This window comes from Streptomyces sp. NPDC047841, from assembly GCF_040704085.1.
In the GTDB taxonomy this organism is placed as follows: domain Bacteria; phylum Actinomycetota; class Actinomycetes; order Streptomycetales; family Streptomycetaceae; genus Streptomyces; species Streptomyces argyrophylli.
Window position 1 is genome coordinate 249,458 of record NZ_JBEYRP010000015.1, and the last position, 23,590, is coordinate 273,047.

A 23,590-nucleotide genomic window follows, 5' to 3' on the forward strand; every position below is an offset into this window, starting at 1 on the left:
TATACGCCTGACCTGCGGTTAAGGGCCGGACCGGAGACCGGTACCTCCTCCACGGGGGTGACAGGTGGCAGGATCCGAACCCGGTAGCGGACCCGTCACACACCGTCCGGACAGGCCACCGGCCCAGCGCTCGGAGAGACAGCCCATGGCACCGAACGTTCTCGGTCAAAATCGGCCACTTCCCATCGCGCCGCGCCGACCCGCGCCGATCCGGGCGCAGCACCGGAAACCGTCCCCGATCTTCGACCCGCGCCACCCCGCCGACTTGGCGCGGGTCGACGGCCCCGCACCGTTCGGCACCGGTCCCCACGAGGGGAGGGACCGGTGCCGGGCGGGCGGGAACCCGGCCGCTCGACGGGACGTCGCGGCTCACACGCCGTTCCCGAAGCCGCGTTCCGGTCCGGTGGCCCGGTTCGGGAGGTGCGCGGCCGGGCAGTGACGCCCTGAAGACCGCCCGGAGGTCACCCGCCCCGACTGGAGGACAGATGAAGGTCTCCGTCGACCGCTCCCTGTGCTACGGCTCCGCCGAGTGCGCGCACCGGGCGCCGGCCGTGTTCGCGTTCGAGGACGGCTACGGCGTCGTACGGCCCGTCGGTGCGGACACGGCCGGGGACCCGCGGGTCCGGGAGGCGGTCCTGGAGGCCGCCGAGAAGTGCCCGTCGCAGGCGATCGTCCTCACCGAGTAGGCGCCGGGGGCGGCACGGCCGTCCTCACCGGGCGGCGGAAGGAGCCGGTGGGTAGTTCCAGCCGAAGGTGGCGAGCGCGCGCGCCCGGGCCTCCGCCACGGCCATGCGGGCCGCCCGCTCGGCGGGGTCGACGTGGGCCGCCTGCCCCGTCACCTGCCCCTCCCACTTGCGGTACAGCAGACCGGGCTCCGCACAGAACCAGCCGCGGCTCACCGCGTCCAGCGCCAACAGCAGACCGGTGTCCTCCGAGGCGGGCAGCGCCATCCAGCCGCCCAGTGCGGTGAGCAGCTCCCGCCGTACGCACAGGCCCGCCGGGTGGACCGGGGCCAGGAAGTCGTTCCGCTTCCAGTGGTCGAGGACGGTACCGCGCTCGATCGGGCCCTCGCCGGGATCGCCGGGGAAGGCGGCCGTGGAGCCGTCGGGCAGCAGGTCGAGGACGCGGCACGTCGTCCAGCCGACGGTGTGGTCCGCCTCCAGTACGGCCAGGTCGCGGGCGAGCGCGCCCGGCGTGAGCTGGTCGTCGGCGTCCAGCACCTTGACGTAGGCGCCCCCGGCGCGCGCCAGCGCGATCGTCCGGGCGACCCCGGGTCCGCCGGGCCGGCCCTGGCGGAAGCTGACGCGGGCGTCGTCGGGGACGTACGGGCGGACCGCGTCCGTCGTGCCGTCCTCCTGGACGACCCACTCCCACTCCCAGCCGGCGGGCAGCCGCTGCGCGCACAGCGACGCGTACGCGTCCGCCAGGAACCGGGCGGACGGGCCGTGGACAGCGGTGACTACGGTGACGCGCCGGTTCACGGCAGCGCTCACCACCTCTCCTGCGGGTGCGGGTCGTTGCCGTACGAGGATGACCTACCGGGAAAAGCGCGAGACCCCCGGCCGAACCCGGCCGGGGGTCTGTTCGTGTCGACTGGTGCGTACGCAAGTCGCCGTGCGGTCGAGACGTTGCGGTACAGCGGTGGGGAGGGCTCAGCAGTCGAGGGAGTCCGAGAGGTGCTGCTCGTGGGACCTGGCGTCCGTCTGCTCCGGTACCCGCGGCTGCGATTCCGTCTGTGTCCCGTCGAGGGGGCGGTGGCGGCAGCTCGGCGTCCTGCCGTGGGCCTCCGCCCGGATCCGCTGCTTCATCGTGGGGGGCAGGGCCTTGGCATGGGACCAGGCCCAGTGGCGCATCGCCGGGATCGTCGGGATGGTGCGGTGCGCGGTGCCGGTGCTCGGGGTCTCGGTCCGGGGTGCGGCCGCGGCGGCGGTCGTGGTGGTGGCGGAGACGAGTCCGAGCGCCGTGCACAGCGCGAGGAAGGCGGTGACGATGGCGGTCCACAGCTTCATGACCTTGTTCTGCGCGGTCATGGCCCCTCACTTTCGGGTTGGGCGATTTGCGTACTTTGCTCATGATGTGTATGTGGGCCGGGAAGTGGTGGACCGACGCCCGTGGCGCGTCGATGTTCAGATCAACACCACTCGGACGGGTGCACGGGGGCGGGGAATTCGCGCCGCGGCCGAGGCGGGACCCGGGCCCCGGCGCAGGTCACCGATCGATATCGGTCGGTGTGTATAGTCGGGCGCCAGAGGTCCCCTACGTCAAGGAAAGACGAGGTCGCGCGGTGAAGAAGCTGCTCCTGGTCGCACTGGCCGCCATCGGCGGGCTCCTCGTGTACCGCCAGATCCAGGCGGATCGCGCCGAGCAGGATCTGTGGACGGAGGCGACTGACTCCGTGCCCACGGGTTCGTGAGTCCCGATACCCGATCTGTACCGACCCCGGCCGCCTGCGCGGTCGGGGTTTCGCGTTCCCCGGCCGTGTCGCGCGGGCCCCTGCTCCGTGTTGCGGGGCCCCGGCGGGTGCGGTAGACGCGCGGGACGGCGGGGCCGGACGGTGCCGGGCGTTTCGGACGGGCGTACGCGTTGCCCGGATGGCACAGCGGCGGCCGGGGCAGGATGGGCCTCACGGTCCGCCGGTCCGGCACGGCCGTCCGACGACTACTGGGGGTGCGGCGCGTGCGGGGCCGAGGGGGCGGTACGGCGGTGGGGGCCGGGGCGGCCGGGCGGCAGGCGGCGTGTCCGGCACGGGCGCGGGCACGGCGGCGGGCCGCCGCCCGGGGTGCCGTGACCGGCCTGCTGCTGGCACTGTCCGCGGTCCTCGCCCCGCCGGCGCCCGTCCTCGCCCTGCCGGCCGCCGACACGCACCCGGGGCCGTACGCTTTCGCCCCCGGCGCCCGCACCGTCGCCGGCACGAAGAGCACCGCGGACGCCGGACTACTCGACCCCCGCCACACCTACCGCAGCTCCCTGCCCCGCGACGGCAGGCTCTACTACCGCCTCCGCCTGGCCGCCGCGGACACCGCGTACGCCGCCGTCACCGCCGTACCACCGGCGGACGCCACCGTCTCCGCCACCGACGGCATCCGGGTCTCGCTGCGGGACGCCGACGGCGCGTCCTGCTCCTACGCCTCCGCCCGGATCGGCGCCGGGCTCAGCCCGCGCCCGGTCACGGCCGTGGCCCAGCGCGAGGCCGGCAAGGCGCTCTGCCAGGGCGGGGGGACGTACTACCTGCTCGTCGAACGCCTCGACGCCGAGGGCTCCGGCACGGCGGCCGCGTCCGGGCCGTGGGACCTGGAGATCACGCCCGTCACGGAACCCCGTCTGGCCGCCGCCGGGCCCACCACCGCGCCGCCGACCTGGGACTCCGCCACGCCGGAACCCCTCACCGGCACCCCCCGGGACCGCTCGGGCGGCACGGGTTTCGCCACGGCGCGCCCGGTGGGACAAGGGGTCTGGCGCACCCGTCTCGTCCCCGGCGAGACCCGTTTCTACAAGGTGCCGCTGGACTGGGGCCGGCACCTGCACGCCTCCGCCGGCCTGGACGGCGCCCCGGGCCACGGCTACGTCGGCGGCGCCCTGAACCTCTCCCTCTACAACCCCGTCCGCGGCTACGTCGACGACGTCTCCCTCGGCTACACCGGAGCCCCCAAGTCCGCCGCTCTCGCACCGCTCCCGCCGGTGGAGTACACCAACCGGTACGCCGTTCCCGCCGGGGTGACCTCCGTCCGCTTCGCCGGCGCGTACTACCTGGTCCTGCACCTCAGCGCGCACGTGGCCGGCACCTTCGGGCAGGGCCCGTTCGAGGTGACCCTGCGGGTCCGGGTGGGCGGACGGCAGCAGGCGGGGCCCGCGTACGCCGGCCGGCCCATGCCGGCCGGTGTCTTCACGGTCACCGACGAGGACCGGCGGGCCGCGCTGTCCGGGAACACCGGGGGCGGGGCCGACGCGCGGGTGATGCGGCTGGTCGCCGTCGGCGGGATCGGCACGGGCACCGCGTTGCTGCTGGTCCTGGGCGGGTGGACGGTGGCGGCCCGGCGGGCTCACACCCGGGCCAGCGCCCAGAAGCCCACGGCATAGCAGGCGAGCGCCAGCAGCAGGAGCGGGATCGCGGCCCTGGCCGGGGGACCGGGCCGGGGGGCGGCACGCCGGGCCCGGCGCCCTCGGGCGGCGGTTCGCGGGGCCTGCGGTGACGGCGGGGGAGCCTGCGGGTCGCGGGTGGTGTACGCGGCGGTGGCGGTGTCGACACGGGGGTCCGGGGCCGGGGCCGGCACGGGGAGCGGGTGGGCTGGGACCGGGGGGACCGGCGTCCGCTGGGGCGGCGGCAGGCGGAAGCTGCCCGTGTCCGAGAGGGAACCGGTGTAGGTGGGCGTCGAAGGCACCCGCACCGACGATCCCGGGCCGCGGCCGGCCGGTCCACCGCCGGCGCGCCCAATTGCTGGGCTGCCGAACGGATCTGATGCCGCGCCCGGCTCCTCCACCCCGCCCGGCACCGGGTCCGGCGCCACACCGGAGGACCGCCGGAGGGGGCCGTCGGGACCGAAACCGGGCGGAAGCGGGCCCAGTTGGTCGAAGATCTCGATGAGTTCGTCGTCGGGGCCCGGCTCCGGAAGGAGTTCGACGGCGGCGGCGAGCGCCTTGCGCGCCCCCGTGGCGGTGCGGAAGCGGTCCGCGGGATCGGGCTGGACCAGGGAGGCGACGACCTGCCAGAGCGGTTCGGGAACTCCCTTGGGCGGGCCGGGCGTTCCGTGTTCCAGGAAGTACCGCACCAGCGCCTTGGCGTCGGGCCTGGCGCCTTCCAGGAGGTACAGGGCGACCAGGCCGACGGCGAACAGGTCGGCCGGGAAGTCGGGTTCGGCGCCCAGCATCTGCTCGGGGGCGAGGTAACCGGGCGTTCCCACCACCAGGTTGGTCTCCGTCAGCCGTGGTTCGCCGAGCCGCATCGCGATGCCGAAGTCGGACAGCCGCAGCCGGGGCCGGCCGGTACCGGTGGCCTCCAGGAGCACGTTGGCGGGCTTGACGTCCCGGTGGACCACGTCCTCGGCGTGCACGGCCGCGAGCCCGGACAGCAACTGGTCCAGCAGCGTGCACACGAACGCCGGCGGCAGGGGGCCGTAGTCGCCGACCAGGTGCACCAGGGAGCCGCCGCCGACCAGGTCCATGGTGAACAGCACCTTGTCGTCGTCGGCGGCCCAGCTCGCCGGGGCGAGGACGTGCGGGTGGTCGATGCGCAGCGCCTGCTCGCGGACGAAGCGGAGCAGGGAGTGGGCGTCGCGCTGCTGGAGGACCTTGGCGGCCACGTACCGCCGGCGGCGGTGGTCCCAGGCACGCCACACGGCGCCCACGCCACCGCGCCCGATCGGATCGGCCAGCTCGTACCGGCCGGCGAAGACCTCACCCATGGCAGCCGCCGCTCCTCCCCTGGTCCGACGAACCCCCGCGCCACCGCGCCCCTGCCGTACGCGCCCCGCGTCCGGCCGGCCCGGACCCCCCGTCCCGGACCGGTCGCGCGGTCAGTTCTGGTGGGACTGGTAGTGCGCGACGGCGTCGGAGGTGCGGCCGGCGCCGTAGACGCGGAGGAACTCCGCGAGTTCGGGATGGCTCGGGGCGAGGGTGTCCGCGGCGTCGATGATGTCACCCGCGGCGGCCACCGAGCGGAGCAGCGACTGGATCTCGCGCACCACCCGCTTGACCGTGGGCGCACCCGAACTGTTCGTGGTGTGGGTGGTGTTGCTGAGCACGGAGCCCCCTTGCGACTTCTTGATCTCGTCCATCCGCTCGGTCGCCTCGGCGGCGCTGACGCTGCCGTCCGCGACCTGGGACGACAGTTCCTGGAGCAGCTGCACCCGCTGGACCACCGCCGGATTGCCGATCTTCGCGCGCTGGCCGCTCATCAGCTGCGAGAGCATCGGCGCGGACAGGCCCAGGACCGCCGCGAGCCGGGCCTGGTTCAGCCCGAGATCGTCGATGAGCTTACGGAAGAGCGCCCCCAACGGCTCCCCGTACCAGTTCCGCTGCAGCTCCCGCGCTCTGGCGGTGGCTTCCTGCTGTGCGGCGTCCATTGCGTCTCCCCATCGCTTCCCCTGAAAACCGCGGTTCGCTGTAGCGAACCACGTCGAGCATCTTACGGAGAGTGGTCATCCGCGGGGACCCCCAATCTTTTTGCGGGATACGGGGGGTGACCCGGTACTCTGGTCTGCGGCGCCCGCCGGAACGTGATCCGTCCGGCAGGTCGCTCCTTCCCGGGGCCTTAGCTCAGTTGGTAGAGCGCCGTCTTTGCATGGCGGATGTCAGGGGTTCGACTCCCCTAGGCTCCACCCGAGAAATGCCCCCTGATCTGCTCGAACGCAGTGTCAGGGGGCATTTTCGCGTGCAGGGGAGGACCCTCCGGCCCGATCGATCACGGCCGGAGGGTCCGCTGGTGTCCGCTGATGAATCCGCTGATGTGTGCGGCCGCTCAGATCTCGTCTTCGCGGCCCGTGGCGTCGTCCTCCGCCTGCTTCGCCTGGACCTCGGGGTCCAGAGCCTGGGCCTCGCTGCCGTCCACGGACGTGATGCGCCCCTCGTCGGTGACCTCCGTCGCCGCGGGCGGCTCGACCAGCCAGTCCGGGTTGGCCTGCTTGTCCCACCACTTCCAGGCGGCGAAGGCGCCGCCCGCCAGGGCGGTCAGCACCACGACGGCCTTCAGGGCGCGGCCGGTGCGGGACCGGCGGGCGTTGCGCCGGGCCAGCTTCTGGATGTCCCGGGCCGAGACCTGGCCGCGCAGCGCGGCCAGCGCGGCGGCACCGCGCGCGGCCGCCTCGTCGCGGACCGGAGCGGTCGCGGCCACGGCCTGTTCGATCTTGGGACGTGAGTAGGCGGCGGCCTGTTGGGCCGCCTTGCGGGTGCGGACGGCGGCTTCCTGCGCGGCCAGGTCCACCTTCGGCGGTACATGCGTGCGGGCCTGCTCCAGGCGCGGGGCGAGCCGGGCGTCGTACTGCACGCGGGCCTGTTCGGCGGCCTGCGACACCACGGGCGCCAGCCGTACGCGTGCCTCCTGCGCGTAGTACGCGGCACGCTCCTTGGCCGTGTCGGCGTAGGGCGCCACCACTTCCGCGGCGTGCAGCACGCTGTCCTTCGCCGAGCCGGTCGCGGCGCGCACGCTGTCGATGCGGGTCACGGGTTCCTCCTCCTCGGTGGCGTACGGTATTTCGACTTTCCACCCTTTTACGGATCATGCCTGCCCGCGGCCGCTGTGGCATGTGCGGGCGCGCATACGGGTGCCGATCGGCCCCCTTCGGCCTGATCCGGGGCGACGATCCGGGGCACCGGGGGGCTCGTGGTCGACACTGCCACGAATCACCGGCGCGCGCCGCCCGCGCGGCGGAAGTCACGGCCGCCCGGCGACGCGCGGGCGGGACCGTGGAAGGATCGGAGGTGTGCGGCGGACGACGACGGAAGGCGGATCGTGGCCGAGCAGCTGTATGCCACCTTGAAGACCACCCTCGGCGACATCGAGGTGCGGCTCCTCCCCCTCCACGCCCCCGTCACGGTCAGGAACTTCGTCGAGCTCGCCCGGGGCGAACGCGAGTGGACCCACCCGGGCACCGGCGTAAGGAGCAGGAACCCGCTCTACGACGGCACGGTCTTCCACTCCGTGATCAGCGGGTTCATGATCCAGGGCGGTGATCCCCTGGGCAACGGCCTCGGCGGGCCCGGTTACGGCTTCGAGGACGAGTGCCGGCCGGACCTGGCCTTCGACACCCCGTACCTGATGGCCATGGCGAACGCCGGGCCGGGCACCAACGGCTCGCAGTTCTTCATCACCGTCACCCCGAGCACCTGGCTGAACGGCAAGCGCACCATCTTCGGCGAGGTCACCGACCCGGCCTCCCAGAAGGTGGTCGACGCCATCGCGAACGTGCCGACCGGCCGCAACGACCGCCCGCTGACCGACGTCGTCCTGGAGACGGTGGTGGTGGAGACGCGCGAGGACTGAGGGAACCAAACGCGCCGCTCGTCCGTAAGGATGGGCGGAGCAGGACCGTACCGTGAGGACGGACACGACGAAGCAAGGGGATCTGATGGACCAGGCCGCAGGGAGCGCGCAGGACGCCGCCCGGAGCGTGCCCGTGTGCTACCGGCACCCGGACCGCGAGACCGGCGTGCGCTGCACCCGCTGTGACCGGCCCATCTGCCCCGAGTGCATGATCAGCGCCTCGGTGGGCTTCCAGTGCCCGGACTGCGTCCGCGAGGGCTCGGGCACGGGGCACGCGCCGGCGGCGTCCCGGCCGCGCACGGTCGCCGGGGGCACGGTCACGGCCGACCCCCGCCTGCTCACCAAAATCCTGATCGGGATCAACCTCGCGGTGTTCATCGCCGTCCAGGCCGACCGCTCCCTCCTGGACCACCTGGTGCTCTACGGCGCCTGGCCGCCGAAGCCGTTCGCGCCGACCTCGGGCGTCGCAGGAGGCGAGTGGTACCGCTTCGTGACGTCGATGTTCGCGCACGAGGAGTACTGGCACATCGGCTTCAACATGCTGAGCCTGTGGTGGATCGGCGGCCCGCTGGAAGCGGCCCTCGGCCGGGTCCGCTATCTGGCGGTCTACTTCGTCTCCGGGCTGGCCGGCGGCGCGCTGACCTATCTGCTCGCCTCCCCGCAGACGGCCTCGCTCGGCGCCTCGGGCGCGATCTTCGGGCTCTTCGGCGCGACCGCCGTGCTGATGCGCCGGCTCAACTACGACATGCGCCCGGTCATCGCGCTGCTGGTGATCAACCTGCTCTTCACCTTCGGGTTCAGCAACATCGCCTGGCAGGCGCACATCGGCGGGCTCGTCGCCGGTGTCGTGACCGGGTACGCGATGGTGCACGCCCCGCGCGAGAAGCGGGCGCTGGTGCAGTACGGCACCTGTGCCGTCGTCCTGGTGCTGGCGGTGGCGCTGGCCCTGGTCAGGACCGCTCAGCTCACTTGATACCGAACCGTTGTCCACAGGCTGTGGCGGATCTTGTGCATGGCGTGCGGACACAGCTGCGCCCCCTGTCGCTCGGATGTGTTTCCGCAGGTCGGACAGGGGGCGAACAGGTGTATGGGGATCGGTTGGCCGGTCACACCGGCGTCAACGCCCGATGAGTTATCCACAGATCGTAGTTTCTTTTCCCCAGGGGATTGTGGACAGCACCCCTGGCCTGTGGATAACTCGCCGGATAGCCCTGGGCAGAGCTACTTCCACTGCGTGGAGACACCGAAGCCGGCGGCGATGAAGCCGAAACCGACGACGATGTTCCAGTTGTCCAGGCTGTCGACCGGCAGCGAGCCGTCGGTCACGTAGAAGACGACGATCCAGGCCAGGCCGATCAGGAACATGGCCAGCATCACGGGCGCGACCCACGCGCGGTTGGTGAGCTTGATGGCCTGTGCCTGCTTCGCCGCCGGCGGCGTGTAGTCGGCCTTCTTGCGGATACGTGACTTCGGCACGAGGGTCTCTCCTGTCGATGCGCTGCGTGGCCGCGCAGGTAACTGGGTCGGGCTCGGGGCAGCGTACAAGGGGCCAACATGACGACTCTGTGTGCTCCCCCGGGCGTCCGTTAGCGTAGTGCTTCCGCGGCGTCGAAGGAGATAAGGGTACGTTGAGCAATTCTGCCGACTCCCCCGGGACGGGATCAACGGGTCCGGGCCCCGTCCGCCGGCCGCGTGTGCGGCCCGTGCGGATCCTCACGGCCGCCGTCTTCGCGCTCGCCGGGCTCATCTTCTTCACCAGCTTCAACACGGCCAAGGGCACCGACCTCCGTCAGGACGGCTCCCTGCTGAAGCTGTCCGACCTGATCCAGCAGCGCAGCCGCAAGAACAAGGAGCTGGACGAGTCCAACGCGACCCTGCGCGACAGCGTCGAGTCGCTGGCCGAGAACGACGACGGCAGCACCAAGGCCGAGGACGAGAACCTGGGCCGGCTGGAGAAGAGCGCGGGCACCCGGCGGCTGACCGGCAAGGCCATCACCGTCACCCTGAACGACGCCCCGCCCAACGCCACCGCCAAGCTCCCCGGCTATCCCGAGCCGCAGCCGGACTACCTGGTCATCCACCAGCAGGACCTCCAGGCCGTGGTGAACGCGCTGTGGCAGGGCGGCGCCCGGGGCATCAAGGTCATGGACCAGCGGCTGATCTCCACCAGCGCGGTGCGCTGCGTCGGCAACACCCTGATCCTCCAGGGCCGCGTCTACTCACCGCCGTACAAGATCACCGCCGTCGGGGACCCCGGCCGGCTGAAGCAGGCGCTCGCCGCGAGCAAGGCGATCCAGACCTACATGGTCTACGTCAACGTCTACGGCCTCGGCTGGAAGGTCACCGACGACGGGACGGTGACTCTTCCCGGCTACTCCGGCACGGTGGATCTGCACTACGCGAAGCCGGTGGGGTAGGGACCACCCGGTTCACGTATCGGATCGACAAAGACCCCTGCAAAACGGCGCCGGCCGATGCCGAGGTGATCGACCCTGTTTTCCGTACCTCCGGGTACACGCCCGGACTCCGCACAGCCTGTGGAGACAGGCGGACCGGGGGCTCCGCGCCGCTAGTCTGGTGACGTACGGCGTGGGTCTGGTGCCGTAGCGGATACGGAAGGGACGGCAGGGGACGGCATGTACGGCTGGATCTGGCGGCATCTGCCGGGCAACGCGTGGGTGAGGGCCTTGATCTCCCTCGTACTGATCCTGGCCGTGGTCTACGTCCTGTTCCAGTACGTCTTCCCGTGGGCCGAGCCACTGCTGCCCTTCAACGATGTGACGGTGGACAACCAGTGAGTGCGCGGATTCTCGTCGTCGACAACTACGACAGCTTCGTCTTCAACCTCGTCCAGTACCTGTACCAGCTGGGCGCGGAGTGTGAGGTGCTGCGCAACGACGAGGTCTCGACCTCGCACGCGCAGGACGGCTTCGACGGCGTGCTGCTCTCGCCCGGGCCCGGGACCCCGGAGGAGGCGGGCGTGTGCGTGGACATGGTCCGGCACTGCGCGGCCACCGGGGTGCCGGTCTTCGGCGTGTGCCTGGGCATGCAGTCGATGCAGGTGGCGTACGGCGGTGTGGTGGACCGGGCGCCCGAGCTGCTGCACGGCAAGACCTCGCCGGTCGAGCACGAGGGCCGGGGCGTCTTCGCGGGCCTGCCCTCGCCCTTCACGGCGACCCGCTACCACTCCCTGGCCGCCGAACCGGCCACGGTCCCGGCCGAGCTGGAAGTTACCGCCCGCACGCACGACGGCATCATCATGGGCCTGCGCCACCGGGAGCTGCCGGTGGAGGGTGTGCAGTTCCACCCCGAGTCGGTGCTGACCGAGCACGGGCACCGGATGCTGGCCAACTGGCTGGCGGAGTGCGGCGACCAGGGCGCCGTGGCGAGATCGGCGGGGCTCGCCCCGGTGGTGGGCAGGGCCACGGCGTGACCGCGCTGCGCCCCGAGCGCGAGGACTTGTACGACGGCGGGAGCCCGTACGAGTCCTCCGGCGGTGCGCGGCCGTACGAGTCCTCCCGCGGCACGCGGCCGTCCGCAGGGCGGCGGCAGGATCCGCCGACGGCCCCGATGCCCCGGCTGACGGAGGAGGACCTCGCGGCGTCCCCGGCCGCCGGTGCGGTCCGCGGGGCACCCCTGCCCCGCGTCGACGAGGAGACGATGGCGCTGCGGATTCCGCGGCCGGCGGAGTACGGCGCGGACGGCGGTGCCACCCGGGCGGGCACAGGGGCCTCTGGAGCCTTGCCGGCCGCCGCGGCCTCCCGGGCCGCGCCGGGCGGCCGTGCGGCCCGCAGAAGGGCCGCCAAGCGGCGTGGAGGGCGGCACGGCGGTCCCCGGGACGCCCGCGAGCCGGCGGCTGCCCCGACGGGCCGGGACCCGCAGCGGCCCCTGAGCCGGGTGGAGGCCCGGCGGCAGGCCCGGCTGCGCAAGCCGAGCCCGGCGACCGTCGCGAGCCGGGCGATCGGCGAGGTGTTCATCACCACCGGCGTCCTGATGCTGCTGTTCGTCACCTACCAGCTGTGGTGGACCAACGTCCGCGCGCACGCGCAGGCCGGCAGCGAGACCCACCAGCTCCAGGACGACTGGGCCAACGGGAAGCGCAATCCGGGCGTCTTCGAGCCGGGGCAGGGCTTCGCCATCCTGCACATCCCCAAACTGGACGTGGTCGCGCCCATCGCGGAGGGCGTCAGCAACAAGAGGGTGCTCGACAAGGGCATGGTGGGGCACTACGGCGAGGCCCCGCTGAAGACGGCGATGCCCGACGCCAGGACCGGCAACTTCGGCCTCGCCGCGCACCGCAACACGCACGGTGAGCCGTTCCGGTACATCAACAGGCTCAAGGCCGGGGACGCGGTCGTGGTCGAGACCCAGGACACCTACTTCGTGTACAAGGTGACCTCGATGCTCCCGGTGACGCCGCCGTCCAACACCAGTGTGCTGAACCCGGTCCCGCCGGGCTCCGGCTTCACCCGGCCCGGCCGCTACATCACCCTCACCACCTGCACACCGGAGTTCACCAGCAAGTACCGGCTGATCGTCTGGGGCAAGATGGTCCAGGAACGCCCGCGCAGCAAGGGCAAGCCGGACGCGCTCATCGAGTAGGGCTCACCGACCAAGGGCAGAGGACACAGTGGCAGCGACCGCCGACGAGACCGAAGAGACCACGGACGCGTCCGATCCGGCTCCGGATCCCGCTCCGCGCCGGCGCCCCGGCCGGATAGCCCTCGCGCTCAGCGTCTTCGGGGAACTCCTCATCACGGCGGGCGTGCTGCTCGGCCTGTTCGTCGTCTACTCGCTGTGGTGGACGAACGTGATAGCGGACCGCAAGGCGGACCGGCAGGCCGACAAGGTGCGCGAGCACTGGGCCGAGCGGCAGCACTCCGGTCCCGGCGCGCTCGACACCAAGGACGGCATCGGGTTCCTGCACGTGCCGGCGATGCGGAACGGCGAGGTGCTGGTCGAGAAGGGCACGGGCACGGACGTCCTCGACGACGGTGTGGCCGGCTACTACACGGACCCGGTCAAGGCCACGCTTCCCACCACCGGCAAGGCGGGCAACTTCGCCGTCGCCGCCCACCGGGACGGGCACGGCGCGAAGTTCCACAACATCGACAAGCTGAGGAAGGGCGACCCGATCGTCTTCGAGACGCGGGACGACTGGTACGTCTACAAGGTCTACTCGGTCCTGCCCGAGACCTCGAAGTACAACGTCAAGGTCCTCTCCGCCGTCCCCGAGGAGTCCGGCAGGAAGAAGCCGGGCCACTACATCACCCTGACGACCTGCACCCCCGTCTACACCTCCCGCTACCGGTACGTGGTCTGGGGCGAACTGGTCCGCGTGCAGAAGGTGGACGCCGAGCGGACGTTGCCGAGGGAACTGCGCTGAGCGTGCGCGTGGGCCCCTGCCGGGATGTCCCGGCAGGGGCCCACGTGTGTGCGGGGCGTGTCAGCCGATGCCGCCGAAGAAGCCGCCGCCGTTGTTGTTGTCGCCGTTGCCGCCGCCGTTGTTGCCGTTGCCGTTGCCGCCCTGGCCCCCGACGGTGACCAGGTTGATCGCGGTGCCCTTGTCGACCGGGTTGCCCTGGCCGGGGTCCGACGTGAACACGATGGCGTTGTCGTCCTGCGAGCCGGTGATGTTGCCGACCACCAGGCCCGCCTGTTCGATCAGCTTCCTGGCGTCCTTCAGCTTCTGCCCCTGAAGGTTGGGCACCTGCACCTGGGTGTTCTGCGCCTTGCCCACGTTGATCGCGACGGGGGTGTTCTTGGAGACCTGCTGGCCCGCCGACGGGTTGGTGTTCTGGACCTTGCCGTCCTGCGCCGGGTCGGAGACCGGGGTGTCGTTGCAGGTCGGGGCGAGACCCTTGCCCTGGAGTTCGGCCTTCGCCTCGTCGCAGGACTTGCCGGTGACGTCGGGGACGGTGACCTTCTCCTCGGCCTTGGCGACCGTGAGGGTGATCTCAGAGCCCTTCTCCCGCTGCTTGCCGCCGATCGGGTCCTGGTCGAGCACGGTGTCCGGGCTCTCCGTGGAGACGCGGGCCTGCGTCTTCACCGTGAACTTGTAGTCGTCCCCCTCCAGCTTCGCCTTGGCATCGTTGAGGCTGAGGCCGATGACGCTGGGCACGGTCACCTTGGGCGCGCCCGTGGACACCACCAGGGTGACGGAACTGTTCTTGTCGACCTTCGTGCCCTCGTCCGGGTTCTGGGAGCACACGTTGCCCGTGGCCTGGTTCTCGCAGGCCTTCTTGGTGACGGTCACCTTGAGGTCGACGTTCTCGGCCATCTTGCGGGCCGTCTTCTCCGGCTGGCCCACGAACGACGGCACGGGCACCTTGCCGTCGCCCTTGCCGTCACCGCCGAACGCGTACATGCCGATCAGGATCGCGCCGACCAGGACCAGCAGGCCCGCGACCACCAGCAGGATCGTGGAGCTGTTGGACTTCTTCTGCTGGCGGCGGCGGTCCGGACGCTCGTCGTAGCCGTAGCCGCCGTCGTCGGGGTTCATCGGCGGGAGCATGGTGGTCGCTCCCGCCGGCTCCGAGCGCAGGGCGGTCGTCGCCTGGTCGTCGGGGTAGCCGCCGTAGCCGACGGCGCCCATCGCGCCCATCGCGGCCGTGGCCGCCACCGGCTGGCCGTCCAGGCACGCCTCGATGTCGGCGCGCATCTCGTCGGCCGACTGGTAGCGGTAGTTGGGGTCCTTGACCAGTGCCTTGAGGACGATCGCGTCCATCTCGGGCGTGATCTCGGGGTCGAAGACCGACGGGGCCTGGGGTTCCTCCCGGACGTGCTGGTAGGCCACGGCGACCGGGGAGTCGCCCACGAAGGGCGGCCGTACCGTCAGCAGCTCGTACAGGAGGCAGCCGGTCGAGTAGAGGTCGGACCGGGCGTCGACCTGCTCGCCCTTCGCCTGCTCCGGCGAGAGGTACTGGGCGGTGCCGATGACCGCCGCCGTCTGGGTCATGGTCATGCCGGCGTCGCCCATGGCGCGGGCGATGCCGAAGTCCATCACCTTGACCTGGCCGTTGCGGGTCAGCATGACGTTGGCCGGCTTGATGTCGCGGTGGACGATGCCGCTGCGGTGGGCGTACTCCAGGCCCTGGAGGATGCCGATGGTCATCTCCATGGCGCGCTCGGGCAGCAGCTTGCGGCCGGAGTGCAGCAGCTCACGCAGCGTGGAACCGTCGACGTACTCCATCACGATGTACGGGATGGAGACCCCGTCGATGTAGTCCTCGCCCGTGTCGTAGACCGCGACGATCGCGGGATGGTTGAGCGAGGCGGCCGACTGGGCCTCCCGGCGGAACCGGGCCTGGAAGGACGGGTCGCGCGCGAGGTCCGCGCGCAGCGTCTTCACCGCCACGGTGCGGCCGAGCCGGGTGTCATGCGCGAGGTAGACCTCCGCCATGCCACCGCGGCCGAGCACCTGGCCCAGCTCGTACCGGCCGCCGAGGCGACGCGGCTCTTCCATAGCTACCTACCAGCCCTCTCCGTCGGTCTCGGCCGCGCACCCCTGTGCGCGGCCGGAGGCTGCCGTCCGGGCCTACCGTACCCGGCTCGTTCCGTGTGACCTGGCCAAGCCCGTAACCCGATACAGGACCGGTATCGCAACGTGCGGCGATGTGAAGGAGCTGTGAGCGGCCTCACTCCCGGTGGCGGACGACGGTCACTTCTTTGAGTCGATGACCGCCTTCATGACGTTCTTCGCGATCGGCGCGGCCAGACCGCCACCGGAGATGTCGTCGCGGTTGGCGCTCTCGTCCTCGATCACGACGGCCACGGCGACCGGCGAGCTGCCGTCGCCGAGCTTGGCGTAGGAGATGAACCAGGCGTACGGGTTCTCGCTGTTCTCGACGCCGTGCTGGGCGGTGCCGGTCTTGCCGCCGACCGTGACGCCGTCGATCTTCGCCCGGGTACCGGTGCCCTTCTCGACGACCGTCTGCATCATGTCCTGGAGGATCTGCGCGTTCTTCGGCGACAGCGGCCGGCTCAGCTCCTCCGGCTTGGTCGTGGCGACCGGGTCCAGGTTGGAGGACTGGAGCGAGTCGACCATGTACGGCTTCATCAGCTTGCCGTCGTTGGCGACCGCCGAGGCGACCATGGCCATCTGCAGCGGGGTGGCGGCGGTGTTGTACTGGCCGATGGAGGACAGCGCGGTCTGCGACTGGTTCATGCCGTCCGAGAACACCGAGGCGCTGGAGCGGACGGGAGTGAACTGCTCGGCGTCGAAGCCGAACTTCTTCGCTTCCGCGAGCATCTTGTCGTTGCCGAGGTCGGCACCGATCTTGCCGAAGACGGTGTTGCAGGAGTACTGGAGCGCGACCCGCATGGTCGCGTTCTCGCACGGGATGTTGCCCTCGTTCTTCAGCTGGGTCGTGGTGCCCGGCATGGTCCACGGCAGCGGCGACTCGGTCCGCTCGTCGGCCGAGGTGTACTTGCCGTTCTCCAGCGCCGCGGCGGCCGTGACCACCTTGAAGGTGGAACCCGGCGGGTACGTCTCGCGCAGCGCCCGGTTCAGCATCGGGTCGTTGGGGTTGTACTTCTTCTGGAGCTTCTTCCAGGCCGCGGCGTCGTCGTTGGTGTTGCCCGCGAACGACGAGGGGTCGTACGACGGGTAGGAGGCCAGCGCCAGTATCTTGCCGGTGGAGGGGTCGAGGGCGACGACCGCGCCCTTGCCGCCGCGCTGCTTCAGACCGTCGTACGCCGCCTTCTGCGCGGCGGCGTTGAGCGTGGTGACGACGTTGCCGCCCTGCTGCTCCTTGCCGGTGATCATGTCCAGCGTCTTGCGGAAGAACAGCCGGTCGTCGTTGCCGGTGAGGATGCCGTCCTCGATGGACTCCAGCTGGGTGGCGCCGAAGGCCTGCGAGGCGTAGCCGGTGACCGGCGCCCACATGGGGCCGTTCTTGTAGGTGCGCTTGTACTTCAGGTCGTTCAGACCGGTCTTGCTGGTCAGGGTGGACCCGGTGATCGGGTCGCCGCCGGACACGATGATGTCGCCGCGCGGGGTGGCGTAGCGGGCGATGGTGACGCGGCGGTTGTTCGGGTCGTCCTTGAGCTTGTCGGCCCTGACGTACTGGAGGTAGTTGTCCCGCAGCAGCAGGGTGAGGACGAGGAGGCCGCAGAAGATCGCGATCCGGCGCAGGGGCTTGTTCATGACGGGCGGACCACCTGGGTCATTTCGGCGTCGGGGTTGGCGGCGGGTGCGGGCGCCGGGCGGCGGGCGGTGTCGCTGATGCGGATCAGCACGCCGATCAGCGCCCAGTTGGCGATGACCGACGAACCACCGTAGGCGAGGAACGGCATCGTCATACCGGTCAGCGGGATGAGGCCCATCACACCGCCGGACACGACGAAGACCTGGAGCGCGAAGGCGCCGGACAGGCCGATGGCGAGCAGCTTGCCGAACGGGTCGCGGGCGGCGAGGGCGGTGCGCACGCCGCGTTCCACGATCAGGCCGTAGACCAGCAGGATCGCCATGATGCCCGCCAGGCCCAGCTCCTCGCCGAAGGTGGCCAGGATGAAGTCGGAGTTGGCGGCGAACCGGATCAGCTCGGAGTGGCCCTGGCCCCAGCCGGTGCCGAGGGTGCCGCCGGAGCCGAACGCCCACAGCGCCTGCTGGAGCTGGTCGGAGTGGGTACCGGGGACGCCGGGGGTGCGGCTGAGCGTGTACTCGCGCATCGGGTCGAGCCAGGCCTGCACACGGACCTTGATGTGCGGTTCGAAGCTGGCCACGCCGATGGCACCGACGGCGGACATCAGCAGACCGAAGACGATCCAGCTGGTCCGCTCGGTGGCGACGTACAGCATGATCACGAACATGCCGAAGAACAGCAGCGACGTACCGAGGTCGGTCTCGAAGACCAGGATGAGGATCGAGATCGCCCAGACGACGAGGATCGGGCCGAGGTCGCGGCCGCGCGGCAGGTACAGGCCCATGAAGCGGCGGCTGGCGAGCGCGAGCGCGTCCCGCTTGACCATCAGGTAGCCGGCGAAGAACACCGCCAGCACGATCTTGGCGAACTCACCGGGCTGGATGGTGAAGCTGCCGATCGAGATCCAGATCTTGGCGCCGTACACGTCCGCGCCGAGGCCCGGGACCAGCGGCAGGAGCAGCAGGAACAGCGCGGCCACCATGGAGATGTAGGTGTAGCGCTGGAGCGTGCGGTGGTCCTTGAGGAAGATCAGCACCGCCACGAACAGCGCGATGCCCATCGCCGTGTAGAGCAGCTGGTTGGTCGCCTTGCCGCCCGCGACATGGATCTGCTGGAGCAGCTTGGACTGGTCCAGCCGCCAGATGCACACCAGCCCGAGTCCGTTGAGCAGGGTGGCGAGCGGCAGCAGCAGCGGGTCGGCGTACGGGGCGAACTTCCGTACGACGAGGTGGGCTACGGCGGCCAGCAGACCGAGCCCGAGGCCGTAGCTCAGCAGGCCCGCGGGGACCTGGCCGTCGATGGCCAGGCCCACGTTCGCGTAGGCGAACACGGGGATGGCCACGGCGAAGACCAGCAGGGCCAGCTCGGTGTTGCGGCGGCTCGGCGCGCCGATCGCGCCGATCGTGGACGTGTGGTGCGTCGGCGAGTTCGTTGTACTGCTCATCGTGTGACAGGGCCTCTCACGGCTTGCCTACTGCTTACCGCACAGCGAGACGACCTTCTGCTCGTCCTCCGAGAGAGTGGGGCCGGGGCTGGGGGTCGCGGACGGGGTCGTGGACGGAGCCTTCGAAGGGGACGTCGGGGACGTCTTCGAGGCCGACGGGTTCGGGGTCGTGTTCGGCGTCGGGGAGGCCTTGACGAACGCGGTCTGCGTGGTGGTGCCGGTGCCCGTGGACGCGCCGGTGCCGGTGGTCGTGCCGGTACCGGCGGTCTTGTCCTGGCCGGTCTTGTCCTTGCCGTTCCTGGCGTCGTTCCGCGCGCGTTCGGCCGCCTGGCGCTCGGCCTGCTTGTGGCAGGCGGAGGCCTGTACGGCCAGCTCCTGGACCTTCGCCCGGGCCGCTTCCAGGCCGTCCTCCGCGATCGTCGCCTTCACCTGCTTCTGCTGGTACGGCGGCAGGTACTTGAGTTCGATCTCGGGGTGGTCCTTCTCCACCTTCGACAGCGACACCCAGGCCAGGTCCTGGCTGATCCCGCGGTACAGCGCGATGTGCTCGTCCTTGGCGCCGACGTAGTACTGGGTCTGCGTCCAGCGGTAGCCGCCGTACAGGCCGCCGCCGACGACGGCGAGGGCGAGGACGCCGTAGAACGAGGTCTTCAGCCATCTGCGCCGCTTGCGCGGCTTGGTGAAGTCGTCGTCGGCGTAGTCGCCGAAGCCGTCGGCCGGGATGTAGCCGGTGGTGTCGCCGGAGCCGGGCGGGCCGAACTCGCCGCCGCCGTGTCCCTGGCCCTGCCGGCCCAGGTGGGAGGCGCGGCCCGCCGGGGTCTGCATGATGCCGTTGTCGTGCAGGTGGTGCTGGTTCTCGGCGACGGCGCCGACGACGACGGGCTGGTCGGACAGCTGCCCGGCGAGGGTGTCACCGGTGTCCAGGTCGAGCACGTCGGCGACGATCACCGTGATGTTGTCGGGGCCGCCGCCGCGCAGCGCGAGCTGGATCAGCTCCTGCACGGTCTCCTGCGGGCCCTGGTAGCTGGCGAGGGTCTCCTCCATCGTCTGGTGGGAGACCACGCCGGACAGGCCGTCGGAGCAGATCAGGTAGCGGTCGCCGGCCCGTACCTCGCGGATCGACAGGTCGGGCTCGACGTGGTCGCCGCTGCCGAGGGCGCGCATCAGCAGCGAGCGCTGCGGGTGGGTCGTCGCCTCTTCCTCGGTGATCCGGCCCTCGTCCACCAGCCGCTGCACCCAGGTGTGGTCCTGGGTGATCTGGGTCAGCACACCGTCGCGGAGGAGGTACGCGCGGGAGTCGCCGACGTGCACGAGACCGAGCCGCTGGCCGGTCCACAGCAGCGCGGTGAGGGTCGTCCCCATGCCTTCGAGCTGGGGGTCCTCCTCCACCATGGCGCGCAGCTGGTCGTTGGCGCGCTGCACGGCCACGCCGAGGGAGGTGAGGATGTCGGAGCCGGGCACGTCGTCGTCGAGGGTGACCAGGGTGGAGATCACCTCGGAGGAGGCGACCTCGCCCGCCGCCTGGCCGCCCATGCCGTCGGCGATGGCGAGCAGGCGCGGGCCGGCGTAACCGGAGTCCTCGTTGCCCTCCCGGATCATGCCCTTGTGCGATCCGGCGGCGAAGCGCAGTGACAGACTCATGCGCACCTCGCCCGTCGGCTCCGAATGCAGCCGGTCGTGTCGAGCCACACTGCCCACCCTCCGGTCGGGAGCGCGCCGGAGGCCGGGTTGCGGCCTGCCGCTGCGTGCTCGCTCCGCTCGCGCTCATTCATGACGTAGCACTACTTCCGCAGCTCGATCGCGGTCTTGCCGATGCGGATCGGCGCGCCCAGCGGGATCGGTGTGGGGGTCGTCAGCCGGGACCGGTCCAGGTAGGTGCCGTTGGTGGAACCGAGGTCCTCGATGATCCACTGGCCGTCACGGTCCGGGTAGATCCTCGCATGGCGGCTGGAGGCGTAGTCGTCGTCCAGCACGATCGTCGAGTCGTGCGCCCGGCCCAGGGTGATCGTCTGGCCCTGGAGCGCGACGGTGGTGCCGGTGAGGGTGCCCTCGGTCACGACCAGCTTGGTGGGGGCGTTGCGGCCGCGCCGGCCGCCGCCGCCCTGCTGGCCGCGCTGCGGCGGGGGCGCGGCCTGCTGCCGGGTCTGCTGGCGGCCCGGCTGCTGCGGCCGGGCCGCCTCCCTACGCGATCCGCGCTGGGTGACGCGCGTACCGAACAGGTCGCTCCGGATGACCTGCACGGCCACGATCACGAACAGCCACAGTACGGCCAGGAAACCCAGCCGCATGACCGTGAGGGTCAGCTCTGACATTGCCCCCGCTTCACCCTTCGGCTTGCCTATAGATAACGGTGGTGCTGCCCACGACGATCCGCGAGCCGTCGCGGAGCGTAGCGCGGGTGGTGTGCTGCCCGTCCACCACGATGCCGTTGGTGGAACCGAGATCCTGGATCGTCGAGGGCGTTCCGGTCCGGATCTCGCAGTGCCGGCGGGACACGCCGGGGTCGTCGATCCGCACGTCGGCGTCGGTGCTGCGGCCCAGCACCAGCGTCGGGCGGGAGATCTGGTGGCGGGTGCCGTTGATCTCGATCCAGTAGCGGGTGCGCGCGCCGCTCATCGGGGCCGCGGCCGGCCGCTGCGTGGCGGGCTGCGGGTAACCGTACCCGCCGGGGCGGGTGCCGGGCGGCGGCGCGGACGGCATCGGGGGCGCGCCGGCGGGCGTGGCGGGCTGCGGGTAGCCGTAGCCGCCGGGGGCGCCCGCCGCGGGGCGCCCGGCCGCCGGTGCGCCGGGGGCCTGCGGGGCCCCTTGCTGGTCGCTGGAGGAGGCGAGGGTGCGCGAGCGCACCCGGTACAGACCGGTGTCCAGGTCGTCGGCCTTCTCCAGGTTGACCTTGATCGGGCCCATGAAGGTGTAGCGCTGCTGCTTCGCGTAGTCGCGCACCATGCCGGCCAGCTCGTCGCCGAGCTGCCCGGAGTAGGGGCTGAGGCGCTCGTAGTCCGGCGCGCTCAGCTCCACGATGAAGTCGTTGGGCACGACGGTCCGGTCACGGTTCCAGATCGTGGCGTTGTTGTCGCACTCCCGCTGGAGCGCTCCGGCGATCTCCACGGGCTGGACCTCGGACTTGAAGACCTTGGCGAAGGTGCCGTTCACCAGACCTTCGAGACGCTGCTCGAACTTCTTCAGGACTCCCATGGGGCACCTCCTCCGTCCCTGCCGTCGTCTTGCCTGCTCTGTGCCGCTGCCTTGCCGGGTACTGCGGGTACTGCTCACTGATCGTATCTACGCGCCCGCCAATCAGCCGGTTCCCCCAGCGGCTCCCCTTCGAACTCCCGGGTGCGTGTCCTGCTGCCATGGATCGTAGAGGCGGGCGAAGTCCAGTGTCCCGCACCCGGCTGTGCACCCGGCCCGCCTCCCGGCAGATGGCCGGGACCGGTACGAGGTTGATACGAGAAGCGCGCCTCCCTGATACGTGCGGCGTTCGGTGGGTGCGTCGTTGGGGCGCGCGCGGCGCGCGACGGGGGTCGTGACCGGGGGCGGGCCGGCGGGAAGCGATGTGAATCCACCCCGTACGACGTGCTAATGTTCTGGGTGTCGGAAGGGGCCGGACCGAAAGGGCCGGAGCCGGAAGACACACCCAATGCGCGGGTGGCGGAATAGGCAGACGCGCTGGATTCAGGTTCCAGTGCCCGCAAGGGCGTGGGGGTTCAACTCCCCCCTCGCGCACAGAAGGCCGAGGGCCCATCGTGAAAACGATGGGCCCTTGGTCGTATGCGGCGTCATTCACGGGCGCCGCCCGGCCGGGGTGTGAGGAAGCTCTCAGGGCGTCAACGGCCGCACCGGGCGAGGGCGGTCGGGTGGTGCGGCGTCCGGCGGGGCCCCGGGTGACGCGTCCCGCTCCTCGTCCCCGAACGACGCGCACGGGGCGCCGCCACCGGCCGGCGGCGGCGCCCCCGCGCCGGGGAAGGCCCGCGCACGGCTCCGCCCGCTCAGGCCGGCTCCCCCTCCCGGACCCGGTCCGCGTCGCAGTACTCCTGGTGCCAGTACGGGTACGGCAGCGGTGGTGCGCTGACCTCGTCCAGGGCCGCGCGCTCCTCGGGCGTGAGGGACCAGCGCGTCGCGGCGAGGTTGTCGGTGAGCTGGGCCTCGTTGCGGACGCCGATGACGACCGAGGTGACGCCGCGCCGCTCGAGCACCCACCGCAGCGCGACCTGGGCCGCGGACACCCCCCGTCGGGCGGCGATGTCGCGCAGGACGTCGATGGTGTCGAAGGTGCGTTCCGGGTCGACCGGTTCGAACCAGCCCACGGCCCGCCGGGTGCCGGGCGGGGGTGTGGCGCCCCGCTCCTGACGGCCGCTGAGCAGACCGCCCGCCAGCGGGCTCCACACCATGACGCCCACGTCCTCCGCCTCGGCCATGGGAAGCAGCTCCAACTCCACCTCGCGGGCGGCCAGGCTGTACTGGATCTGGTGGGACGCGAAGCGCTCCAGGCCCCGCTGTTCGCTGGTGGCCAGCGCCCGGGTGAGCTGCCAGCCGGTCAGGTTGGACGCGCCGACGTAGCGGACCTTGCCGGCCCGCACGAGGTCGTCCAGGGCCCGCAGCGTCTCCTCCCACGGGGTGCGGCCGTCCCAGCCGTGCGTCTGGTAGAGGTCGATGTGGTCGACGCCCAGGCGGCGCAGGCTCGCCTCGACGGACCGCACGATGTGGTGCCGGGACAGCCCGCGGTCGTTGGGTCCGCCGCTGCCGTCCGGCATCTGCCAGCGCACCTTCGTCGCGATGATCGCGTCGTCGCGCCGGCCGGACAGCGCCGCGCCGAGCACCTCCTCCGACTGTCCCGCGGAGTACATGTCGGCGGTGTCGAAGAAGTTCACGCCCTCGTCCAGACACCGGTGGACCAGGCGGCGCGCCTCGACGGTGGTGAGCCGGCCCATGTGCTGGAAGCCGTGCCGGCCGCCGAAGGTCATGGTGCCCAGGCAGATCTCGGACACTTGCAGGCCGGTGCGGCCCAGGTAGCGCATGCGCATACGG

23 protein-coding genes and 2 tRNA genes are annotated in these 23,590 nt (G+C 71.4%); 12 read left to right on the forward strand and 13 right to left on the reverse strand.

Features of this window, described 5'->3' with window-relative positions; translation table 11 throughout:
• The first annotated feature begins 485 nt into the window (after positions 1 to 485).
• Positions 486 to 686: a ferredoxin gene (locus AB0947_RS26405; RefSeq protein ID WP_366752794.1), complete on the forward strand. Its 201-nt coding sequence runs from the start codon at positions 486 to 488 to the stop codon at positions 684 to 686.
• Positions 687 to 710: 24 nt separating this feature from the next.
• Here the strand turns inward: AB0947_RS26405 and AB0947_RS26410 are convergent, their stop codons facing one another.
• Positions 711 to 1,493, reverse strand: a complete 783-nt coding sequence (locus tag AB0947_RS26410; RefSeq protein WP_366752795.1) for a glycosyltransferase — start codon at positions 1,491 to 1,493, stop codon at positions 711 to 713.
• 159 nt (positions 1,494 to 1,652) lie between these two features.
• Complete coding sequence (locus AB0947_RS26415; RefSeq protein WP_366752796.1) at positions 1,653 to 2,030, reverse strand: DUF6344 domain-containing protein; 378 nt, start codon at positions 2,028 to 2,030, stop codon at positions 1,653 to 1,655.
• A 254-nt stretch (positions 2,031 to 2,284) separates the two neighbouring features.
• Here AB0947_RS26415 and AB0947_RS26420 point away from each other — a divergent pair, with 254 nt between their 5' ends.
• Together AB0947_RS26420 and AB0947_RS26425 are read left to right on the forward strand one after the other, a co-directional pair.
• The gene (locus AB0947_RS26420) at positions 2,285 to 2,413 is read left to right on the forward strand and encodes a DLW-39 family protein (RefSeq protein WP_003999697.1); all 129 of its coding nucleotides are present in this window, start codon (positions 2,285 to 2,287) and stop codon (positions 2,411 to 2,413) included.
• A gap of 371 nt (positions 2,414 to 2,784) precedes the next feature.
• Positions 2,785 to 4,077, forward strand: coding sequence for a hypothetical protein (locus AB0947_RS26425; RefSeq protein ID WP_366752797.1), 1,293 nt, complete (start codon positions 2,785 to 2,787; stop codon positions 4,075 to 4,077).
• On the opposite strand, the gene AB0947_RS26430 is transcribed toward AB0947_RS26425, so the two are convergent.
• Both AB0947_RS26430 and AB0947_RS26435 read right to left on the reverse strand, forming a co-directional pair.
• Entirely contained in the window at positions 4,041 to 5,399 is a 1,359-nt protein-coding gene (locus AB0947_RS26430) for a serine/threonine-protein kinase (protein ID WP_366752798.1), read from the reverse strand. The two genes, AB0947_RS26425 and AB0947_RS26430, sit on opposite strands and share 37 nt — an antisense overlap.
• Before the next feature lie 111 nt (positions 5,400 to 5,510).
• Positions 5,511 to 6,059, reverse strand: a complete 549-nt coding sequence (locus AB0947_RS26435; RefSeq protein ID WP_366752799.1) for a DNA-binding protein — start codon at positions 6,057 to 6,059, stop codon at positions 5,511 to 5,513.
• 182 nt (positions 6,060 to 6,241) lie between these two features.
• Between AB0947_RS26435 and AB0947_RS26440 the strand changes: the two genes are divergently transcribed.
• A tRNA-Ala gene (locus AB0947_RS26440) sits at positions 6,242 to 6,314 on the forward strand.
• 140 nt (positions 6,315 to 6,454) lie between these two features.
• Here the strand turns inward: AB0947_RS26440 and AB0947_RS26445 are convergent.
• Positions 6,455 to 7,156 (reverse strand): DUF5324 family protein, encoded by a 702-nt coding sequence (locus tag AB0947_RS26445; protein ID WP_366752800.1) that lies wholly within the window; start codon positions 7,154 to 7,156, stop codon positions 6,455 to 6,457.
• Positions 7,157 to 7,444: 288 nt separating this feature from the next.
• Here AB0947_RS26445 and AB0947_RS26450 point away from each other — a divergent pair, with 288 nt between their 5' ends.
• Entirely contained in the window at positions 7,445 to 7,975 is a 531-nt protein-coding gene (locus AB0947_RS26450) for a peptidylprolyl isomerase (RefSeq protein WP_366752801.1), read from the forward strand.
• 85 nt (positions 7,976 to 8,060) lie between these two features.
• Positions 8,061 to 8,948, forward strand: a complete 888-nt coding sequence (locus AB0947_RS26455) for a rhomboid family intramembrane serine protease (protein WP_366752802.1) — start codon at positions 8,061 to 8,063, stop codon at positions 8,946 to 8,948.
• Between the two features lie 248 nt (positions 8,949 to 9,196).
• Here the strand turns inward: AB0947_RS26455 and crgA are convergent, their stop codons facing one another.
• Positions 9,197 to 9,451 (reverse strand): cell division protein CrgA, encoded by a 255-nt coding sequence (gene crgA, locus AB0947_RS26460; RefSeq protein WP_014673794.1) that lies wholly within the window; start codon positions 9,449 to 9,451, stop codon positions 9,197 to 9,199.
• Between the two features lie 152 nt (positions 9,452 to 9,603).
• Here crgA and AB0947_RS26465 point away from each other — a divergent pair, with 152 nt between their 5' ends.
• The 5 genes from AB0947_RS26465 to AB0947_RS26485 all read left to right on the forward strand — a co-directional run bounded on the left by AB0947_RS26465 (position 9,604) and on the right by AB0947_RS26485 (position 13,361).
• A complete protein-coding gene (locus AB0947_RS26465; RefSeq protein ID WP_366752803.1) occupies positions 9,604 to 10,392 on the forward strand; it encodes a DUF881 domain-containing protein in 789 nt (262 codons plus the stop codon).
• A 219-nt stretch (positions 10,393 to 10,611) separates the two neighbouring features.
• Positions 10,612 to 10,773 carry a hypothetical protein gene (locus tag AB0947_RS26470; RefSeq protein WP_103813562.1) on the forward strand — a complete coding sequence of 54 codons (162 nt, stop codon included), beginning with the start codon at positions 10,612 to 10,614 and terminating at the stop codon, positions 10,771 to 10,773.
• Positions 10,770 to 11,408 carry an aminodeoxychorismate/anthranilate synthase component II gene (locus AB0947_RS26475; RefSeq protein ID WP_366752804.1) on the forward strand — a complete coding sequence of 213 codons (639 nt, stop codon included), beginning with the start codon at positions 10,770 to 10,772 and terminating at the stop codon, positions 11,406 to 11,408. The genes AB0947_RS26470 and AB0947_RS26475 overlap by 4 nt, the downstream gene beginning before the upstream one ends.
• Positions 11,405 to 12,577: a class E sortase gene (locus AB0947_RS26480; RefSeq protein WP_366752805.1), complete on the forward strand. Its 1,173-nt coding sequence runs from the start codon at positions 11,405 to 11,407 to the stop codon at positions 12,575 to 12,577. The genes AB0947_RS26475 and AB0947_RS26480 overlap by 4 nt, the downstream gene beginning before the upstream one ends.
• A gap of 28 nt (positions 12,578 to 12,605) precedes the next feature.
• The gene (locus AB0947_RS26485) at positions 12,606 to 13,361 is read left to right on the forward strand and encodes a class E sortase (protein WP_366752806.1); all 756 of its coding nucleotides are present in this window, start codon (positions 12,606 to 12,608) and stop codon (positions 13,359 to 13,361) included.
• A gap of 60 nt (positions 13,362 to 13,421) precedes the next feature.
• Here AB0947_RS26485 and pknB read toward each other — a convergent pair whose 3' ends face one another.
• From pknB to AB0947_RS26515, 6 genes are all read right to left on the reverse strand, one after another.
• Positions 13,422 to 15,440, reverse strand: coding sequence for a Stk1 family PASTA domain-containing Ser/Thr kinase (gene pknB / locus AB0947_RS26490; RefSeq protein WP_366752807.1), 2,019 nt, complete (start codon positions 15,438 to 15,440; stop codon positions 13,422 to 13,424).
• Between the two features lie 195 nt (positions 15,441 to 15,635).
• The gene (locus AB0947_RS26495; protein WP_366752808.1) at positions 15,636 to 17,123 is read right to left on the reverse strand and encodes a penicillin-binding protein 2; all 1,488 of its coding nucleotides are present in this window, start codon (positions 17,121 to 17,123) and stop codon (positions 15,636 to 15,638) included.
• A complete protein-coding gene (locus tag AB0947_RS26500; protein ID WP_366752809.1) occupies positions 17,120 to 18,565 on the reverse strand; it encodes an FtsW/RodA/SpoVE family cell cycle protein in 1,446 nt (481 codons plus the stop codon). The genes AB0947_RS26495 and AB0947_RS26500 overlap by 4 nt, the downstream gene beginning before the upstream one ends.
• Before the next feature lie 27 nt (positions 18,566 to 18,592).
• Entirely contained in the window at positions 18,593 to 20,206 is a 1,614-nt protein-coding gene (locus tag AB0947_RS26505) for a Stp1/IreP family PP2C-type Ser/Thr phosphatase (protein ID WP_366752810.1), read from the reverse strand.
• Between the two features lie 140 nt (positions 20,207 to 20,346).
• Positions 20,347 to 20,877 carry an FHA domain-containing protein gene (locus AB0947_RS26510; RefSeq protein WP_225808661.1) on the reverse strand — a complete coding sequence of 177 codons (531 nt, stop codon included), beginning with the start codon at positions 20,875 to 20,877 and terminating at the stop codon, positions 20,347 to 20,349.
• 10 nt (positions 20,878 to 20,887) lie between these two features.
• On the reverse strand, positions 20,888 to 21,757 hold the full coding sequence (locus AB0947_RS26515) for a DUF3662 and FHA domain-containing protein (protein WP_366752811.1): 870 nt from the start codon (positions 21,755 to 21,757) through the stop codon (positions 20,888 to 20,890).
• Between the two features lie 447 nt (positions 21,758 to 22,204).
• Between AB0947_RS26515 and AB0947_RS26520 the strand changes: the two genes are divergently transcribed.
• Positions 22,205 to 22,288: transfer RNA gene (locus AB0947_RS26520), tRNA-Leu, on the forward strand.
• Positions 22,289 to 22,551: 263 nt separating this feature from the next.
• On the opposite strand, the gene AB0947_RS26525 is transcribed toward AB0947_RS26520, so the two are convergent.
• The gene (locus tag AB0947_RS26525) at positions 22,552 to 23,586 is read right to left on the reverse strand and encodes an aldo/keto reductase (protein ID WP_366752812.1); all 1,035 of its coding nucleotides are present in this window, start codon (positions 23,584 to 23,586) and stop codon (positions 22,552 to 22,554) included.
• Positions 23,587 to 23,590 lie beyond the last annotated feature (4 nt).